This window comes from Actinomycetospora rhizophila (genome assembly GCF_042657905.1).
Lineage (GTDB): Bacteria > Actinomycetota > Actinomycetes > Mycobacteriales > Pseudonocardiaceae > Actinomycetospora > Actinomycetospora rhizophila.
Window position 1 is genome coordinate 232,733 of the sequence record NZ_JBHSKG010000007.1, and the last position, 19,190, is coordinate 251,922.

At 75.0% G+C, this 19,190-nt stretch carries 12 protein-coding genes; 7 read left to right on the forward strand and 5 right to left on the reverse strand.

Annotation, left to right across the window (positions count from 1 at the left end; all coding sequences use genetic code 11):
* Nucleotides 1–114 precede the first annotated feature (114 nt).
* The gene (locus ACFPK1_RS15820) at nucleotides 115–2,451 is read right to left on the reverse strand and encodes a transketolase-like TK C-terminal-containing protein (RefSeq protein WP_378021885.1); all 2,337 of its coding nucleotides are present in this window, start codon (nucleotides 2,449–2,451) and stop codon (nucleotides 115–117) included.
* Nucleotides 2,452–2,578: 127 nt separating this feature from the next.
* On the opposite strand from ACFPK1_RS15820, the gene ACFPK1_RS15825 reads away from it, so the two are divergent.
* Nucleotides 2,579–3,064 (forward strand): Lrp/AsnC family transcriptional regulator, encoded by a 486-nt coding sequence (locus ACFPK1_RS15825; protein ID WP_378021886.1) that lies wholly within the window; start codon nucleotides 2,579–2,581, stop codon nucleotides 3,062–3,064.
* A 46-nt stretch (nucleotides 3,065–3,110) separates the two neighbouring features.
* Here the strand turns inward: ACFPK1_RS15825 and ACFPK1_RS15830 are convergent, their stop codons facing one another.
* From ACFPK1_RS15830 to ACFPK1_RS15840, 3 genes are read right to left on the reverse strand one after another with little or no spacing between them, the layout of a single operon-like run.
* Nucleotides 3,111–4,583, reverse strand: coding sequence for an aldehyde dehydrogenase (locus ACFPK1_RS15830; protein WP_378021887.1), 1,473 nt, complete (start codon nucleotides 4,581–4,583; stop codon nucleotides 3,111–3,113).
* A 27-nt stretch (nucleotides 4,584–4,610) separates the two neighbouring features.
* Complete coding sequence (locus ACFPK1_RS15835; RefSeq protein ID WP_378021888.1) at nucleotides 4,611–5,498, reverse strand: hydroxymethylglutaryl-CoA lyase; 888 nt, start codon at nucleotides 5,496–5,498, stop codon at nucleotides 4,611–4,613.
* 17 nt (nucleotides 5,499–5,515) lie between these two features.
* Complete coding sequence (locus ACFPK1_RS15840; RefSeq protein WP_378021889.1) at nucleotides 5,516–6,577, reverse strand: hypothetical protein; 1,062 nt, start codon at nucleotides 6,575–6,577, stop codon at nucleotides 5,516–5,518.
* A gap of 194 nt (nucleotides 6,578–6,771) precedes the next feature.
* On the opposite strand from ACFPK1_RS15840, the gene ACFPK1_RS15845 reads away from it, so the two are divergent.
* From ACFPK1_RS15845 to ACFPK1_RS15870, 6 genes are all read left to right on the forward strand, one after another.
* Nucleotides 6,772–7,911, forward strand: a complete 1,140-nt coding sequence (locus tag ACFPK1_RS15845; protein WP_378021890.1) for a lysylphosphatidylglycerol synthase transmembrane domain-containing protein — start codon at nucleotides 6,772–6,774, stop codon at nucleotides 7,909–7,911.
* Between the two features lie 241 nt (nucleotides 7,912–8,152).
* Nucleotides 8,153–9,613 (forward strand): hypothetical protein, encoded by a 1,461-nt coding sequence (locus ACFPK1_RS15850; RefSeq protein ID WP_378021891.1) that lies wholly within the window; start codon nucleotides 8,153–8,155, stop codon nucleotides 9,611–9,613.
* A gap of 162 nt (nucleotides 9,614–9,775) precedes the next feature.
* A complete protein-coding gene (locus tag ACFPK1_RS15855; RefSeq protein ID WP_378021892.1) occupies nucleotides 9,776–11,683 on the forward strand; it encodes a dynamin family protein in 1,908 nt (635 codons plus the stop codon).
* 98 nt (nucleotides 11,684–11,781) lie between these two features.
* On the forward strand, nucleotides 11,782–13,350 hold the full coding sequence (locus tag ACFPK1_RS15860; RefSeq protein WP_378021893.1) for a dynamin family protein: 1,569 nt from the start codon (nucleotides 11,782–11,784) through the stop codon (nucleotides 13,348–13,350).
* 93 nt (nucleotides 13,351–13,443) lie between these two features.
* On the forward strand, nucleotides 13,444–14,340 hold the full coding sequence (locus ACFPK1_RS15865; protein WP_378021894.1) for a hypothetical protein: 897 nt from the start codon (nucleotides 13,444–13,446) through the stop codon (nucleotides 14,338–14,340).
* Between the two features lie 89 nt (nucleotides 14,341–14,429).
* Nucleotides 14,430–16,232 (forward strand): Hsp70 family protein, encoded by a 1,803-nt coding sequence (locus ACFPK1_RS15870; protein WP_378021895.1) that lies wholly within the window; start codon nucleotides 14,430–14,432, stop codon nucleotides 16,230–16,232.
* Between the two features lie 10 nt (nucleotides 16,233–16,242).
* Here the strand turns inward: ACFPK1_RS15870 and ACFPK1_RS15875 are convergent, their stop codons facing one another.
* Nucleotides 16,243–18,915 (reverse strand): helix-turn-helix transcriptional regulator, encoded by a 2,673-nt coding sequence (locus tag ACFPK1_RS15875; protein ID WP_378021896.1) that lies wholly within the window; start codon nucleotides 18,913–18,915, stop codon nucleotides 16,243–16,245.
* Between the last annotated feature and the right edge of the window lie 275 nt (nucleotides 18,916–19,190).

Here is a 19,190-nt window from a genome sequence, read left to right on the forward strand (position 1 = left end):
TACCCGTTGCGCCGACCGGACCACGCTCGCCCGGTCGTCTGCGTGGCGTTACGGACGCTCAGCGTCAGCGACGCCACGCCGCTGACACCGACCGACACCGAAGCCCTGCGCCGTTCAGGCCAGGGCGGCCGCCACGATCGCGTCGGCGTCGAGGTGGTGGTGGGCCCAGGAGTCGGCGAGGTCCGAGGACCGGCCGAAGTCGGTGACGCCCAGGTGTGCCGCGCGGGCGCCGTGGACCGAGGCCAGGAACGCGAGCGTGTGCGGGTGGCCGTCGAGCACCGTCACGAGCTTCGCCGCGCGGTCGGCGGGGAAGGCGGCGTCGAGGATCCAGCTCGGGGCGGGCTCGGTGGGCCCGGTCGCCGCGGTGCGGGCGCGCAGGGCCCGGAAGAGCCGGTCGGGGCTGGTCACCACGACGACGTCGGCGCCGACGCCCTGCTCGCCGAGGCGGTCGGCGGCGGCGAGGGCCTGGCCGACCAGCGGGCCCATCACCGCGATCGTCACCTGCGGGGTGCCCGGCGCACGGCGCAGCAGGTACGCGCCGGCGACGACCTCGCGGCGGCGCTGTGCTCGTGCGGCGGGGTCGGCGGGGACGGCGGCGAGGCTCTGGTCGACGGGCACGGTCGACAGGCGCAGGTAGGTCGACGAGCCGCCGGGGCGCCCGAGGCGGCCGAGCCCGTCGAGCAGGCACCAGCCGACCTCGACGCCGAACGCCGGCTCGAAGGCCACGCAGCCGGGCTGCTCCAGGCCGATGGAGGGCGTGGTGATCGACTGGTGGGCGCCGCCCTCGGGCGCCAGCGACACCCCGGACGGCGTGCCGACGAGGATCGACTGCCCGCCCGCGTACATGCCGAACGCCCAGGGCTCGAGCGCGCGCGAGACGAACGGGTCGTAGAGCACCCCGATCGGCAGCAGCGGCTCGCCCCAGCGCGACCAGGTGGCGCCGAGCTCGCCGAGCATCCCCACGAGGTTCGTCTCGGCGATCCCGAGCTCGATGTGCTGCCCGCTGGGCAGCTCGTGCCAGTGCAGGATCGTCTCGGCGTCGTCGGCGAACCAGTCGCGCCGCTCGTGCGGTGACCACGACCCGACCTTGTTCAGCCAGCCGCCGAGGTTGGTCGACGACGTGACGTCCGGGCTGACCGTCACGACGCGGCGGGCGGCCTCGGGGGCCGAGCGGGTGAGGTCGAGCAGCGCGCGGCCCAGCGCCTGCTGGGTGTGGCCGGTGCCGGTGGGGGTGCGCTCGAGGTCGTCGGGGACCGCGGGCGGCGCAGCCGGGGTGACCGGCGTGCGGTGCAGGCGCTCCGCCGTCGCCCGGCACAGGTCCTTCGCCGGGCCGTCGGGCAGCGGCGCCCACGGGTCGTCGAGGTCGGTGCCCAGCCCGGTGGCCAGCGCGCGCATCTGGGTCTCGGTGAGCAGGCTGGAGTGGTTCTGCGGGTGGCCCTGCGTCGCGAGTCCGTAGCCCTTCACCGTGTAGGCGAAGATCACCGTGGGGCGGGTGTCGTCGATCGCGTCGTAGGCGTCGGCGAGCGCGCCGAGGTCGTGCCCGCCGAGGTTGCGGATCGCCGCGTGCACCGCGCCGTCGTCGACGTCGCGCAGCAGCGCCGCCACCGCCTCGGCGTCCGGCCCGTCACCGGGCAGGCGCTCGCGCAGCTGCAGCGGGGTGCAGCGCAGCAGCCGCTGGTACTCGGGGTTGGTCATCTCGTCGATGCGCCGGCGCAGCGCCTCGCCGCCGGGCCGGGCGTAGAGCTCGGCGAGCAGGCGCCCGTACTTGACGGTGATGACCTGCCAGCCCGCGGCGCTGAACAGGCCGTGCAGGCGGGTGGCGGAGATGTCGGGGACGACGCGGTCGAGGCTCTGGCGGTTGAAGTCGACGATCCAGCAGACCTCGCCGAGCTCGCGCACCATCGGGTCGAGGACGGCCTCCCACACCGCGCCCTCGTCGAGCTCCGCGTCGCCGACCAGCGAGAACTGCCGCCCCGACCCGGCGGTCCCGCCGAGCCCGTCGACGTAGCGTCGCGCGATCGTGCCCCAGATCGGGGCGGTGGCGCCGATGCCGACCGAGCCGGTGGAGTAGTCGACGGGGTCGGGGTCCTTCGAGCGCGAGGGGTAGGACTGCAGGCCGCCCGCGGCGCGCAGCGAGGTCAGGTACGACGCGTCGAGCTCGCCGAGCAGGTGGTTGATCGCGTGCAGCACCGGCGAGGCGTGCGGCTTGACCGACACCCGGTCCTCGGGGCGCAGCGTGTGGAACCACAGCGCGGTCATGATCGAGACGATCGACGACGACGACGCCTGGTGGCCGCCGACCTTGAGCCCGCTCGGGTTGGGGCGCACGCGGTTGGCGTGGTCGACGATCGCGGTGGCGAGCCAGAGCACCCGGTCCTCCACCGCTTGCAGCGCCTCCCGCTCCGGCTCCTGGCCGGACAGCGGTGCGGGTGCGGGACGCGTGGATGTCATCGAGGGCCTCCGGTCGCACAATCGGTGCTCGAAGCGTTCGTCATGGGGTCGAACTGCGCAAGTGACCGGTACGCGACCACGCACTATGATCACCCGGACGTCGACGACCGAGGCAGGGATGAGCAGGATGGACGGTCCCGAAACCGTCGTCGACCCGGTCGACGCCCGGCTGCTGCAGGCTCTCGGCGACGAGCCGCGCGCCACGGTCGTCGCGCTGGCCGAACGTCTGGGCCTCGCGCGCAACACCGTGCAGGCACGCCTGACCCGTCTGGAGAGCCGGGGCGTGCTCGGCGACTTCGCCCGGCGCATCGACCCCGCGGCGCTCGGCCACCCGCTGCGCGCCTACGTCACCACGCGCGTCGACCAGCGCCGGCTCGCCGAGGTCACCGAGGCGCTCGCCCGGGTCCCCGAGGTGGTCGAGGTGGTGGGGCTGGCCGGCGACGACGACCTGCTCGTCCAGGTCGTGGCGCGCGACGCCGACGCGCTCTACACGATCGCCGGGAGCCTGCTCGCGGTCCCGGGCGTCGAGCGGACGTCCACGGCGCTGGTGATGCGCCAGCTCGTCCCGTTCCGCCTCGACCCGCTCCTGTCGCGATGCGCTGCGCGCACGTGAGTGACATGGGTCGTCATGACGACCCATTCCACTCACGTGCGGAGCATCAGCCCAACGTGAACGGGTCGCGGGTGCCGCCGGTGAGCTCGACCCAGACGGCCTTGGTCTCGAGGTAGGCGTCGATGCCGTGGACGCCGTTCTCGCGCCCGATGCCCGAGTCGCCGAAGCCGCCGAAGGGCACGCTCGGCGCGACCACGCGGTAGGCGTTGATCCACACCGATCCGGCCTTGATCCTCGCGGCCACCCGGTGCGCGCGGTGCACGTCCTTGGTCCACACCGCGCCCGCCAGCCCGTACGGGGTGTCGTTGGCGAGCTTGATCGCGTCGTCCTCGTCGGTGAACGTCACCGCGGCGAGCACGGGGCCGAAGACCTCCTCGCGGAACACCGTGTCGGTCGGCTTCACCGACAGCACGGTGGGCTGGACGAAGTAGCCGCCCAGCGACTCCTCCGACGACCCGCCGTACTCGATCGTCGCGCCCTCCTCGCGCGCCGTCGACAGGTACCCGACGACCTTCTCGTACTGCATCCGGTTGGCCACCGGGCCCATCTCGGTGTCCTCGCCGAACGGGTCGCCCAGCTTGATCTGCGACGCGCGCTCGGCGACCAGGCGCACCAGCTCGTCGTGCACGTCCTCGTGCACCACCAGCCGCGAGCCCGCCATGCACGTCTGCCCGGTGGCCGCGAACACGCCGGCGACGAGCCCGTTGGCGGCGGCCTGCAGGTCGGCGTCGGGGAACACGACCTGCGGCGACTTCCCGCCCAGCTCCAGCGTGGCGGGGTGCAGCTTCTCCGCGGCGGCCGCGGCCACCTTGCGCCCGGTGGCGGTCGACCCGGTGAACGCGACCTTGTCGACGCCCGGGTGCGCGGCCAGGTGCGCGCCCACCTCGCCGGAGTTGGCGGTGACGACGTTGACCACGCCGTCGGGGATGCCGGCCTGCTTGATCAGCTCGGCGAACCCGAGCGTCGAGCCCGGCGCGTGCTCCGAGGGCTTGATGACGATCGTGCACCCCGCTGCCAGGGCCGGGGCGACCTTCCAGCTCATCAGCAGCAGCGGCGAGTTCCACGGGGTGATCGCCGCGACCACGCCCACCGGCTCGCGGCGGGTGTAGACGAGGTAGTTCGGGTTCGGCGAGGGGATCTGCGCGCCCTCGATCTTGTCGGCGAGCCCCGCGTAGTAGTGGTACCAGCCGCCCAGGCCCTGGAGCTGCCCGAGCATCTCGCGGTAGAGCTTGCCGGAGTCGTTGACCTCCAGGCGCGCCAGCCGCTCGGCGTTCTCGCCGATCAGCTCCGCCAGCTTGCGCAGCCGCGCGGCGCGGGCGAAGCCGGTCATCTGGCCCCACTCGCCGTCGAGGGCGGCGCGGGCGGCCCCCACCGCGGCGTCGATGTCCTCGGTGCCGCCGTCGGGGATCTCGGCCCAGGGCTCGCCGGTGTAGGGGTTCTCGGTGGCGAAGGTCCGCCCCGAGATCGCTCCGGTCGGCTTCCCGCCGATCAACATGGACAGCTGCTCGAGCTCGCTCATCGATGGTTCTCCTGTCGGCGTGGGGGTTCAGCCGGGAAAGGTGCCGGCGCGCGGCAGCAGGGCGGGGACGGTGTAGCCGAGCTGGTCGGAGAGGAACCCGGCGATGGGCAGCAGGGCCTCGAGGTCGAGCCCGGTCGGGTGGCCCATCCGGTCGAGCAGGTAGACGAGGTCCTCGGTGGCGATGTTGCCGGTGGCCGCCGGGGCGAACGGGCAGCCGCCGATGCCGCCGTTGGAGGAGTCGAGCCAGTCGACGCCCCACTCGAGCGCAGCGGCGGCGTTGGCGAAGCCGGTGTTGCGGGTGTTGTGGAAGTGCGCGCGCATCAGCGCGTCCGGGGCCACCGCGCGCACCCCGTCGAGCAGCGTCCGCACCTGGGTGGGGACGCCGACGCCGATGGTGTCGGCGATCGCGATCTCCTGCGCGCCGGCGGCCGCCCCGCGGCGGGCCACCTCGATCACCCGGTCCGGGTCGACCTCGCCGTCGAACGGGCACCCGAACGACGTCGCGATCGTCAGCGAGGCGAACAGGTCACGTCCCGCGGCCTCGGCGAGGACCTCCTCGGCGACCTCGGTCAGCGCCTCGGTCGAGGAGTTCTGGTTGGCCTTGGCGAACCCGTCGGAGGCGGGCACGACGACGTTGACCTCGTCGACGCCGGCCTGCACCGCCCGGTCGTAGCCACGCCGGTTGAGCACCAGCCCGATGTAGGAGACGCCGTCGGCCCGGTGCAGGCCCTCCATCACCGCCTCGGCGTCGGCCATCGCCGGCACCAGCTTCGGGTGCACGAACGACACCGCCTCGATGCGCCGCGCGCCGGCCGCCGTGGCCCGCTCGATCAGCTCGATCTTCGCGCCCGTCTCGAGCAGCGCCCGCTCGTTCTGGAGCCCGTCGCGCGGGCTCACCTCCACGATCCCGACCACGGGCCCGATCCTGCCCTCTAGCCGAGGACGGCGGCCACCACCGCGGCGTGCTCGCGCAGCGTCGCGGCGGGATCCTCGCCACGCTGGCGGCCCATCCCGCAGTACTGCGCGACGCCGAAGTCGGCGAGGTGCCGCGACGCGGTCGTCCGGCGCCGCCGCAGGCCGTCCTCGCCGTCGATCGGCAGCACGATCCCGAGGAAGATCCGCGAGTCGGGGGTGTCGAGGTCGGCGAGCGGGGCGAAGAAGCGGTCGTCCTCGCTGCGCAGGTAGCGCGGGCCCGCGAGGTGCACCCAGTCGACCGGGCGCCCCGCGTGGGCGACGGCGTGATTGGCCATGCGCACGATCAGGCTCATGTCGCGCGCCTCGAACATCGGCCACTCGGGGAACGTGCCGTAGCAGAGGTGCAGGCCCATGAGGACCTCCTCGGGCACCCGGGGGGCGAGCCGCGACCACGGGCCGGCGAAGCGCTCCCAGGCGTCCCCCTCGGTCCACCCGACCACGCCCTCGATGTCGATCACCTCGTAGGCGAGGTCCCACTGCAGGGCCAGGTCGGCCGCCGGGATCACCGCGAGCAGCTCGTCGATCGACCGGGCCCACAGGTCCTCGAGCGCCGGCCCGACGAGCGCCCAGTCGCGGGCGTAGGCGTCCTTGAACGCGCCGGTGAACACGCTCGACGGGAAGGGCAGCCCGACCTGGAAGCGCAGGTGGGACGGGATGACGCCCTCGGCGCGCAGCGCGGCGAACCGCTCCCAGGACGCGAGGGTCTCCGCGACGCGCGGCCAGGCGTCGAACCGCAGGCCCTCGACGCCGTCGCGGACGGTCAGCCGCGCGGTGTCGTAGGCATGCCGGGCCCGGCCCGTCGGCGACCCGGTCGGGGCGAGCACGGTGATGTCGGGATGGGGCTCGAGCAGCGTCGTGCGGTCGTAGCCGACCCAGGCGCCGCGGGCGCCGGACTCCCCGTCGGGCAGGGCGGCGACGCGGTCGGCGAACAGCTCCGCGCCCCGGCGGAACCCCTCGTCGGTGGAGTCCACGGGCAGGCTCCCGACCAGCAGCAGATCGCTGTCCACGCGGCGGCTCATGCGGGCTCCTCCTCGAGGGGACGGGGGCGCGGTCCGGGCGCCGAGGTCATCGGGCAGCATGTCACCGCTGCACCCGTGGGACCGCTCGTCGCCGACCGGACACCGGTCGGTCGATCACCGCGGGCGCCCACGCGTGGGGCCCGACGTGATCGGTCACCCATCGGTGGACGTCCGGGCAAGAGGATGATGAAGGGGTGAGCGCGACCGTGACCACCGCGTCGGCGGGACTGACGGGCGCCTCCCCGCGCACCCGCAGGTTGCTGAGGATCGGTACCGCGCTGGTCGTGGCCGCGGCCATCACCACCGGCATCGTCATCGTGTGGCCGACCGTCAAGGACGCCGGGGCGGCGCTGATCGGCGCCGACCCGATGTGGGTCGCCGTCGCCGTCGCGTGCGAGGCGGGCGCGCTGGTCGCCTTCTCGATCCTGCACCACCGCCTGCTCGTGGCCGCCGCGGTCCGGGTCTCGCTGGGCGCGGTCACGATGGCCACGCTCGCGGCCAACGCGCTGCACCTCACCGTGCCCGGCGGGGCCGCGCTGTCGACGGCCTACACCTACAAGCGGCGCCGGGCGTGGGGTGCGACCGGACCCGCCACGACGTGGACGATGGTCGCCGGCGGCGTCGCCGCCAGCCTGGCGCTCGCCGCGATCGCCTTCGGCTCGGCGCTCGTGGTCGGCGGCCGCCCGACCTCGCTGCCCTGGCTGGTGCTGCAGGTCGTCGGCGTCGCCGCGCTGGGCGCCGGCGTGATCGTGGTGGCCAAACGGCCGGGTCTGCTCGTCACGGCCGGCTCGTGGGGGCTGCGCCTGGTCAACCGGGTGCGCCGCAAGCCCCGCGAGACCGGTGTCCCCGAGCTCGCCGAGCAGATCGCCGCGCTCCAGTTCATCGAGCTGCGCGGCAAGGGCCGCCTCGTCGTCGGCACGTCCGCGCTGGCGAACTGGATCCTCGACATCGCGTGCCTCGCGGCCTGCTGCGCCGCCGTCGGCGCGCGGGGGATGACGCTCGCGCTGGTCCTCGTCGCCTACGCCGCCGCCACCGCCGCGTCGAGCGCCGCGTTCCTGCCCGGCGGCCTCGGTCTGGTCGACGGCGCGCTGCTGGCCGCCCTGGTCGCGGGCGGGGTCCCGTCACGTCCCGCCCTGGCGGCGGTGCTGCTCTACCGCCTCGTCAGCTTCGTCGGCGTCGCCGTCGCGGGCTGGGTCGCGTGGTTCGTCATCCACGCCAAGGAGACGCCGTCGGTGGTGGCCGGGGACGACGCCGCGGCGGACGAGGGAGCAGACGACCAGGCCGACGACACGGCCGACACCCCCGCCGGCCGCCTGCGCCGCGGTCCCGGCTGACCGGAACCCGCAGGTCAGGGCTCGACCGAGTAGTGGACGTGCGCGTCCCCGCCCGCTACTCATGCCCTCGGCCCGTCCCGGTGCGCGTTCGTCGCGCGGGACCGAGTAATCCCCGAGCAACCGGGGTGGTCATCGAGTAATGCGCTGCTCATGACGGAGAGTGCCGACCCCAGCAGTCTTGTGCCCAGACCGAGACAGCGGGCCGGCACACCGGTCCTTCCCGGAACGGAACGAGACCGCCATGACCACTCCCGTGAGCCCCACGAATCTCCCGACCCAACCGGCGGGCGACCCGGCCAGCGACATCGATGTCCCGGCCGGCGGCACCACCACCCCCGGCGCCCCCGGCGCTCCCGGTGGCACCGAGCCCGGCGCCCCCGGTGGCACCGAGCCCGGCGCCCCTGACGGCACGGACGGCACCGACGGCACCGACGGCACCGACGGCAGCACCCCCGACGAGACGGAGCCGGGCTGGCCCGTCCAGCCCTGGCCGCCCGGCAGCGGCGACATCAAGCCCGACTGCCCGCCCTACGACAGCTGCGGCACCTACATCGAGCAGGGCTGCCTGCCCCGGGACTACAACTGCCCCGCGCACGCCACCTACTGCGGCCCCGACTGCGGCTACCTCTACGACCACCTGCACCCGTCCGGCCACTACTGCGACCCCTACGACTACGACCCGGTGTGGAACCCGCACTGCTACCACGAGGTCCACAACCCGTGGGGCTTCCACCCGGTGCAGAACCCGTACTGCTGGCACCCGCACTACAACCCGGACTGCTACCACCCGGTGCACCGGCCCGACGGCTACAACCCCGACTACTGCCCCGACGCCCCGCGGCCCCCGCACTGCCCGGACCCGGACGAGTGGTACCAGACCCACCCCCACCCGGCGCCCGTCCCGCCCGTGGTGGTCCCGCCGCTCCCGCCGATCGACGAGGACGGCCTGCCGGTCGTCCACCCGGCGCCCCCGGAGAACCCGGAGACGACCCCGCCGGACACCGGGGAGACCACGCCGCCCGACACCGGGGAGACCACGCCGCCCGACACCGGGGAGACGACCCCGCCGGACACGGGCGAGACGACCCCGCCGGACACCGGGGAGACGACCCCGCCGGACACCGGGGAGACGACCCCGCCGGACACCGGGGAGACGACCCCGCCGGACACCGGCGAGACGACCCCGCCCGACACGGGCGAGACGACCCCGCCGGACACGGGCGAGACGACCCCGCCGGACACCGGGGAGACGACCCCGCCGGACACCGGCGAGACGACCCCGCCCGACACCGGCGAGACGACCCCGCCGGACATCGACGACACCCCGCCGATCGACGAGCCGCCGGTGGACGAGGAGCCGATCGGCGAGACGTCGCCCGACGACGGCGACCTGGTCTTCCACGGCCCGGGCACCGGCGGTGACGACGGCTCGGCCGGCCCGGACCCGATCGACGACCAGTCGGGCTCGGGCTCGGGCGGCTTCGAGGAGACCCAGCAGGAGGAGCAGCCGGTCCTCGAGACCGTCGGCGCCGGCAGCGGCGGCGGCAGCGACTTCGACTCGGGCGGCGGCTTCGAGTCCGGTGGCGGTGGCTTCGAGTCCAGCGGCGGCGGGGACCACGGCGGCGGCTCGAGCGGTGGCTCCGACGGCGGTGGGTCCGACGGCGGCTCGAGCGGGGGCGGCTCGGACTTCTCCGACGGCTGATCCACGTCCCACCGAGGACCACCGCGACGGTCCGGCACGGTCGAGGCGACCGTGCCGGACCGTCGTGCGCGTGGCACCGGACAGACATGAGTAGTCGCTACTCATGACGATCACGCCCCGGGTGGCGGAGGCTGGGGCCCGGGACGGGGGAGAGGAGAGGGCATGGCGGTCCAGCAGCAGCAGAAGAAGCAGAGCGCCGCTGCGCGCCACGCCACCGAGACCATCGACATGGCGATCAAGGGCGCGCAGGCCTACGAGCGCGACGACCTGGTCGCGCGGCTCCGGGGCGCGAAGCAGATCCTGGGCGACTCGTCGATCACGGTGCACGTCGTCGGCGAGTTCAAGCAGGGCAAGAGCTCGCTGATCAACGCGTTGCTCACCGCCCCCATCTGTCCCGTCGACGACGACGTGGCCACCGCGGTGCTGACCGAGGTGCGCTACGCCAAGGCCCTCACCGCGAGCGCGGTCTTCGAACCGACCGCCGGCGCGTCGGGGGCGGGGTGGAACGAGACGATCGCCCCCTCGGACGTCGCCCAGTACGCCTCCGAGTTCGGCAACCCGGGCAACAGCCGCAACGTCCGCCGCGTCACCGTCGGCCTCGACCGGCCGATCCTCTCCAACGGCCTGGTCCTCGTGGACACCCCCGGGGTGGGCGGCATCGGGTCCGTCTCGAACGCGTCCACGATCAGCTCGCTGCCCCGCTCGCACGCCGTCCTCTTCGTCAGCGACTGCTCCCAGGAGCTCACCGAGAGCGAGGTGTCGTTCCTGCGCACCGTGCAGGAGCTGTGCCCGACGGTGCTGTTCGTGCTCACGAAGACCGACCTCTACCCGCACGCCGACCGCATGCTCGAGCGCGACCGCCAGCACCTGCAGCGGGCCGGCATCGAGATCGAGTCGATGGCGGTGTCGTCGGAGGTGCGCTCGCTCGCGGCCACCACGATGAGCAAGGACCTCAACAACGAGTCCGGTTTCCCCGCCCTCATCGCGAAGCTGAACGAGGTGGTCTCCCGCGGGGAGCGGCTCGCCCTCGACGCGGCGATCACGCACGTGCACTCCTCGGTCGAGCAGATGGAGGTCGTGGCGCGCGCCCGCCTGGCCGCCCTCGCGGACCCCCGGCAGTCGGCGGCGCTGCTCGAGGAGCTCACGAAGGCCAAGGAGCGGGCCGACGCCCTGCGTGACCGCTCGTCGAAGTGGCAGACGGTGCTCCAGGACGGGTTCGCCGACATCTCCTCCGACATCGACTTCGACCTCCGCCAGCGCACGCGCGTCGTGGTCCAGGAGGCCGAGAAGTCGATCGACGAGGGCGACCCCGCGAAGAACTGGGAGGAGTTCGAGGCGTGGCTGCGCCAGCGGCTGGCCGGGGAGGCGCTGGAGAACTACGGCCTGTTCGTGAAGCGGGCCAAGGAGGTCGCCATCTCCGTCGGGCAGCACTTCGACATCGCGGAGTCGCAGGTCGTGCGCGCCCGCGAGGTCGCGGCGCCGATCGAGCTGCTCGACGGGCTCACGACCGACGCCAAGTTCGCGGAGAAGAAGGCCAAGGGCGCCGGGATGGCCGCGTTCCAGAAGTCCTACGGCGGCTTCCTCATGTTCAACATGCTGCTGAGCATGACCGGCCTCCCGGTGCCGATGGCGGTCGGCGTCATCCCCGGCCTGCTGCTCGGCCGGATGGGCTGGAAGGAGGAGCAGAAGCGCGCCCTCGAGAAGCGCCGCTCCGAGGGCAAGACCGCGGTGCGCCGGTTCGTGGACGAGTTCAACATGCACTTCGGCAAGGACTCGCGGGACGCGATCCGGCACGTGCAGCGCGAGCTGCGCAACTCGTGGTCCCAGCGGGTCGCCGAGCTCCAGCGCTCGGCGACGGAGGCGCTCGCCGCGGCGCAGGAGGCGGCGAAGAGCAGCGAGTCGGACACGGGCGCCCGCTCCCGCGCCGAGACCGACCTCCAGTCCCTGGCCAGCCTCAAGGCGCGGGTGGAGGACCTCTCCGCACACCTCGAGCGCACCCGCGCGGCGGGCCTGTCGGCGGGTGCGGCCGCGGTGCCGGCCGGTGCCGCGGCCGCGAAGGCCGCGACGTGAACCATCCCGGTGACCGGCCACGTCCCCGGCCGCAGGGGACGCCGCCCGGCGGTCCGGGGCAGCCGGGCCGGTTCGGGCCGCCCGGACGTCCGGGCGGGATGCCACCCGGTCCCGGCGGCCCGCCGCGCGGCTTCCCGCCGTCCGCCCCGTTCCCGCAGGCACCCCCGCAGTTCCCGCCGCAGACCCCGCCGCCGGCCCCGCTGCTCACCCGCGTGCGGGGCCTCGTGCAGCAGGCCCTGGGCATCTACGCGGGCGGGCCCGCGCAGCCCGGCCTGCAGGCGGCCGCCGCCCGGCTCGAGGAGCCGCTGCGGGTCGCGATCGCCGGCCGGATCAAGTCGGGGAAGTCGACCCTGCTCAACGCGCTGGTCGGGCAGGAGCTCGCGGCCACCGACGCGGGCGAGTGCACGCGGGTGGTCACCTGGTACCGCGACGGCCACACCTACCGGGTCATGGCGCATCCCCGGCAGGGCCCGCCCCGCCAGCTCCCGCCCGGACCGTCCGGCGGTCTGCTGGACAGCGACCTGGGCGGGATGCGCGCACAGGACATCGATCGCCTGGTCGTCGACTGGCCCTCGCCCTCGCTCAAGACGATGACGCTCATCGACACCCCGGGCATGGACTCGCTGTCGACCGAGCTCTCCCGCCGGACCGAGACCGCGCTGAACGAGCCGGGCGGGGGCCCGAGCGCCGCCGACGCGGTCGTCTACCTCATGCGCCACATCCACACGTCGGACGTCCGGTTCCTCGAGACGTTCCGCGACGACCCGACCGAGCGCCGGCCGATCAACACCATCGGGGTGCTGGCCCGCGCCGACGAGGTGGGCCACGGACGCCCCGAGGCCCTCGAGAGCGCCGCCCGCGTCGCCGACCGCTACCGCGTCGACCCCCGCGTCCAGGCGCTGTGCCAGACCGTCGTGCCGGTGGCGGGCCTGCTCGCCTCGACCGCCGCGACCCTGCGCGAGGACGAGTTCCGGGCCATCGAGATGCTGGCCGAGGCCCCCGAGGACGACGTCGAGCAGATGCTGCTCACCGCCGCCCGCTTCGCGAACCGCGAGATGCCCGACCTCGACCTCTCACCCGCCCGGCGCGCGGCCCTCCTCGACCGCTTCGGCCTGTTCGGCATCCGGCTCTCGGTGCGCCTGCGCTACACCGGCGTCGCCGGCACCGCGGGCGCGCTGTCCCGCGAGCTGCTCACCCGCAGCGGCCTGCAGCCCCTGCGCGAGGCGTTGCTGAGCCGCTTCGCCGGGCGCGCCGAGGTGCTCAAGGCCCGCTCCGCGCTGCTCGCCGTGGAGTCCGCCATCCGGCGCTACCCGGTCCCCGCGGCGCAGCACCTGCTGCACGACCTCGAGATCGTCACGTCGGGCGCCCACGAGTTCGCCGAGGTCCGCCTCCTCGACGGCATCCGCGTCGGCTCCCTCATGCTCACCGACACCGAGCGGGAGTCCGCGGAGCGCCTGCTGGGCGGCGGTGGCGTCGAGATCTGGCAGCGGCTCGGCGTCGAGCCCGACACCCCGCCGACCGAGATGCAGCGGGTGGCGCGGGCGGCCCTCACCCAGTGGCAGCGCCGCGCCGAGCACCCCGCGTCGGCGCGCGACGTCCGGCAGGCGTCCCGGGTCCTCGTGCGCACGTGCGAGGGCCTGCTCGTCGGCGCGCTCGGCTCCTGGTGACCGATCGCCATGAGCAGGACGTCACCGGAGCGCACCGGAAACCGAGTAGTGGTTGCTCATGACCCCCGCCCCGCCCCGCCCGAGACTCGTGGCATGACGGTGCGGGCTCCCGGCGCGGTGCCGCCCGGGATGCCCGCGCATCTCTGGGAGGCCGCGAAGCGCGACGTCCGGGGCGTGATCCCGGACTGGCTGCGCAGCGCGAAGGAGAACGGGGCGGAGGCGCCCGCGCACATCCGCGAGGTCGCCCGGCGGGCGGCCAAGGCCGGCGCGGGACTGGGGATGGCGATCGCCGTCGGCAGCCAGGTCGACGCCGCGGCGGCCCCCGGCGACCCCGCCGTGACGCCCGTGGCGCACGCGACCGTCGACGTTCCGCCCGGCGGCGAGGCCCCGGCGCTCGCCGAGTCCTTCCGCGTGCTCGACCCCCAGGGCGTCGGCGAAGACTGGCTGACCGTCGAGATGTACCAGGACGTGGTGGTCAACGAGGGGGCCGACGCGATGTACAACGTCGACGCCTTCCAGTATCTGATCATCTCCGACGACACCGGCCAGGACTACGTCTTCAAGGAGCACCACCACGCCGCGGTGCCCGAGCCCCCCGCCCGCGAGACCGACCTGCTCATCCACGAGCGGGGCCAGGTGCACGTGGTCGAGAACCCGGACGGCAGCTTCTCGCTCGACACCGTGAGCTACGACCGCAGCGTCAACGGCATCAGCGAGCCCGCGCCCGAGGACCCCGCGCCGACCGACGAGGTCGACGATCCCGCGTGGACGCCGCCGGCCGGACCGGCGAGCCCGACACCCACCGGGCCGACGGCGGATCCCGTGGAGCCGGCCGACGACCGGCTCGACCCCGTCGGCTCCCCGGAGCTCGTCCCGCCCGGGGACGCCCCGGGCGAGCCCGATCCGGGGCCCGTCCCCGAGGCCGACACCCCCGATGCCGGCGACGACGCCGGTAACGACCCGCCCGACGCGAGCGACCTCGCCGTGTAGACGGCGATCCGCGGCCGACACCCCGACACACACCCCGACGAACGACAGCGTGAGCGAGAAAGGAGAACCCGGTGGGCTACGGACTCGGCGTGGATCTCGGAACCACCTTCACCGCCGCTGCGGTCGACCGGGCGGGTCGCGTCGAGATGGCGAGCCTCGGGGATCGCGCCGCCGCCGTGCCCTCGGTGATCCTCATCCGCGAGGACGGCGCCGTCCTCACCGGTGACGCCGCGGAGCGCCGCGCGGCCACGGAGCCCGACCGCGTCGCCCGCGAGGTGAAGCGGCGCTTCGGCGACCCGATGCCGCTGATCCTCGGCGGCTCGCCCTACGCGGCGGGCGACCTCATGGCCCACCAGCTGCGCGACGTCGTCCGCGCGGTCAGCGAGCGCGAGGGCGGGATGCCCGACGTGGTGACGCTGACCCACCCCGCCAACTGGGGTCCGTACAAGCGGGAGCTGTTCGACCAGATCCCGCGCCAGGCCGGCCTGCGCAAGGTCCAGATGATCACCGAGCCGGAGGCGGCCGCGGCGCACTACGCCACCAACGAGCGCCTGGAGGACGGCGCCACCGTCGCGGTCTACGACCTCGGCGGCGGCACCTTCGACGCGACGCTGCTGCGCACGTCGGGCAACGGGTTCGAGCTGCTCGGGACCCCGGAGGGCATCGAGGGCCTGGGCGGCATCGACTTCGACGAGGCGGTGTTCACGCACGTCGACCGCGTGCTCGGCGGGCCGGTGTCCCAGCTCGACCCGTCGGACCCGCGCGCGACCAGCGCGGTGATCCGGCTGCGCCAGGACTGCGTGCTGGCCAAGGAGGCGCTCTCCGCCGACACCGAGACGACCATCCCGGTGATGCTGCCCTCGCTGCAGACCGAGGTGCGGCTGACGCGGGGCGAGTTCGAGGACATGGTGCGCCCGTCGATCTCGGCGACGATCGCGTCCCTGCGGCGCGCGCTCGACTCGGCACGCGTGCGCCCCGAGCAGCTGACCACCGTGCTGCTGGTCGGCGGCTCGTCGCGCATCCCGCTCGTGGGCCAGATGGTGTCCGCGGAGCTGGGACGCCCGACCGCGGTCGACGCCCACCCGAAGCACGCGATCGTCCTCGGGGCGGCCGGGATGGCGCACACCGAGTACGTCCACGGGGGTGGCGCCCCCGGCGGGTCGACCGGTCCCCAGGTGCGGCGCACGGCCGCGGCCGCCACCACCGTGGTCGGCCCGATGACCGGCCCGTCCTCGGGGACCTTCCAGCGCCCCGCGAACATGCCGCCGCCGCGGCGCACCGGCCCGCCCTCCGGGGCGGTGCCGGCGGCCGCCGGCGCGCGCACCACGACGATGATGCAGGGCGCCCCGCGGACGGGGCCGGCCCGCGGGCCGATGCCGGTGGGCACCCCGGTGGCGGGCATCCCGGCGCCCTCGCTGCAGGGCGCCGACGAGCCGGAGAAGACGACGCGCCGACGCGTGCCCCTGGCCGTCGGCGCCGCCCTGCTGATCGCCTTGCTGGCCGGCGGCGGCACCTACGTCTACCGGGTCGCGTCGGCCGACTCCTCGACGCCGGCGGGGGCCTCCGTGGTCGCCCCGCCCCCGGCGTCGGTGGCGCCGCCGCCCGCGGTGGTCCCGCCCGCCGAGCCGGTGGCCGAGGAGCCCGCCGGGTCCCAGGGCGGCACCCAGCAGGGCGACGGCCAGGCCCGGCGCGCACCCAGCGGGAGCGGCTCCGGCGGTGGCGGCGGCGGTGGTGGCGGCGGCGGTGGCTGGAACGGGGAGCGCACGTCGGAGCGCACCAGCAACCCGCACCACCCGAACCCGGGGACCGGTACCACCGACGGCACCACGGACGGCACGACCGACGGCACGAGCAGTGGCACGACCGACGGCGGCACGGGGTGCTGCCCCTGACGGGGCGCGGTCAGCGGGTGGCGTGCAGGCCCACGACCTGCGAGAGCTCCCCGCGCCCGGAGACGCCGAGCTTCGCGTAGACCGCGCGCAGCACGTTGTCGACGGTGCGCACCGAGACGACCAGCTGCTCGGCGATCGCCTTGCTGGTGAGGCCGGTGGCCGCCAGCGAGGCGATCTCCAGCTCGCGGCGCGTCAGCTCGGTGGAGGCCTCGAGGAGCCCGAGCGCCGGGGTGCGCGCGTCCTCGCACTCCTGGGCCCAGGCGCGGGAGCGCGCGGCCGCCCCCCGCGCCGCCACGGTGCTGCCGTCCGAGCGGTGCACCGCCGAGGCCTGGGCCGCCGTCTCGGCGGCCAGGAGGAGCGCGCCGAGCTGCTCGAAGCGCGCGGCGACCTCGTCGAGGGTGGCGCCGTCGCGGGCGCTGAGGGCCCGGGAGTGGGCGACCATCGTCGCGGGCAGCGCGCCGTCGAGGTCGGCGGCGAGGACCTCGAGCTCGTCGGCCACCACGCCGGTGGCCCGCAGCCGGATCACCGCGTGCAGGGTCTGCAGCCGGTGGCCCGGGTCGTCGTGGGCGGCGACGGCGGCGACCGCCGCCTCGGTCGCGGCCGACACGCGGCCCTCGACGCCCAGGAGCCAGACGCGGGCCGCGGTCTGCCAGCCCGCGAACAGCCCGCCGCCGGGGACGTCGTCGGCGGTGGCCAGCACGGTGCGCGCCTCGATGAGCTCACCGGAGGCGGCGAGCGCCACCGAGAGCTCGGCGGCCAGCGGGACCGCGAAGCAGAAGCGGGACGCGGACACGGCCGCCGCCGCCTCCCGCAGCCAGCGCGCGGCGGTCTGGACCCGGCCCCGGCGGCCCGCCACGATCCCCTGCCACGTGGCGTAGATGGCCATCGGCGTGCGCAGGCCCTGGGCCAGCGCCTCCGCGTAGCAGTCGCGGGCGAGCTGCTCGGCGCGGTCGAGGTCGCCCGCCTGCAGGTCGGCGTACCAGGACGCCGTCACGAACCCGAAGCGCAGCCAGCCCCCGCTCGGGTCGCCGTCGCGCTCGATCATCGGCAGGCCGCGGGCGACGAGCTCCCGGGCGCGCCCCAGCGCGCCCGCGCGAGCACTCGCGAACGCGGCGACCGAGAGCGCGGCGACGTGGACCCCGCGGCGCCCGGGGTCGTCGGTGTCGTCGGGGTCGCCGGCGAGGAGCGGTTCGAGGCGCTCGAGCGCCGCGCGCGGCTGGCCGTCGAGCAGCGCGAGGACCGCCCGCAGCCAGGCCACGCCGTCCGGGGCGGCGCCGTCGGGGATCGTGCGCTCGAGCGCGTGCAGGACGTCGCGGGTACCGACGACGTCGTGCAGGCCCCAGTAGGCGTTCGGCACCCGGATCAGCGCCGAGGCCACGAGCTGGGCCGGCGGCGCCGAGGCCATCTCCGGGCGCGCGGCGACCTCGGCCAGCACCGCCTCGGCCTCGGGGAAGCGGTCGGCGGCGACGAGGGCGCGGGCCAGCTGGTGGCGCACGTCGACGGTGCCGCCGGACTCCGCGGCGGCGCGCAAGAGCTGGTCGGCGAGCCCCGAGTCGGCGGACGCCGCGTCCCGGGCCGCGGCCAGCAGCTCGTGCGGGTCGGCCTCCTCGCCCTGGCCGACGCGGAACCCGAGCAGCCGGCTGCGGTCCTCGCCGCGGCGGGTGCCGTGGGCCTCCATGGCCCGGGTGAGGCGGTGGTAGGCCTGGCGCTCCTGCAGCGGCGTCGCCTGCTGGCGCAGGATCTCGGCGTAGAGCGGGTGCTTGAGGCGGACGTTGACCCGCCGCCCCTCGCGGACCGACTCGACCAGCCCCCGGCGCTCCAGCGTCGCGAGCACCGAGGGCGACACGAGCTCGGCGGCCACCTCGCTGCCCAGCGGCTGCCCGAACGCCAGCAGCCGCAGCAGGTCGCGCTCCGGGGCCGCCAGCGAGCCCATGCGGGCCTCGACCATCTCCACCAGGCGTGACGAGGGCTCGAACTCGCCCTCCCAGCGCCACACCGCCCCGTTCTGACGCAGGGTCCCGATCTCCCGGGCGCCGTCGACGAGCTCGCGCAGGAACAGCGCGTTGCCCAGCGAGTAGCGCCACAGTCGCTGCAGCGCCGCGCCGTCCACGTGCCCGCCGAGGGCCCGGGCGACCAGCTGGTCGCTCTGGACGCGGTCGAACTCCTGGATGTCGAGGCGGTCGATCAGCCCTTCCTTCCAGAGGGTGAAGATCGGGTCCGGCACGCTGAGACCGGTCGGCGCGGTGACCACGACGAAGGCGTCGCCGGACACGGCGAGCTGCTGGAGCAGCACCGCCGACGTGGTGTCGAGGACGTGGGCGTCGTCCACGGCGAGGATCAGCTGGCCCGCGCCGGGCTCGGGTCGCAGCGCGAGCCGCGCCTCGTGCAGCAGGTGACCGGTCAGGGCCGCCTCGCCGTCCGGCGCCGCGTCCATGCGCGGCAGCAGGTGGCTCATGGCCCCGAGGGGGATGTCCTGGGTGGACCGGCTCGCCATGACCCAGATCGGCGACCAGCGAGCACTGTCCGTGGTGACGACGGCGGCCAGGGTCGCCCGCGCTAGACGAGTGCGCCCGACTCCGGGTGGACCCACGAGCATCACCCCGGCGCACTGCCGGGTCTGGGCGAGATGGACGATCGAGGACAGCGTGGCGGAGCGCCCGACCAGCGGCCAGACCTCCGGCATGGTGCCGCACCCCTCGTCGTTCCGAGCCCGTCCCCCGAGCCCGTTCGTTCTCCGTATGGTTCACGGACCGTACGCGGACTTCAAGGATCACGGTCCGCCGGGGCGCCGGGACTGGATAGGAGCGCGGGCCCGTGACCAGCAGGATCGTGACGGACAGGGTCCGCCCCGGTGCGCTGTGTGTCCAGGAGGGTGTCCCGGGGCCCGCCACCCGGACGGCGGTGCGCCGGAGCGGGTCCCCGCTCGGCGACGGACGGTGCGTGACCGGTCCGTCGTCC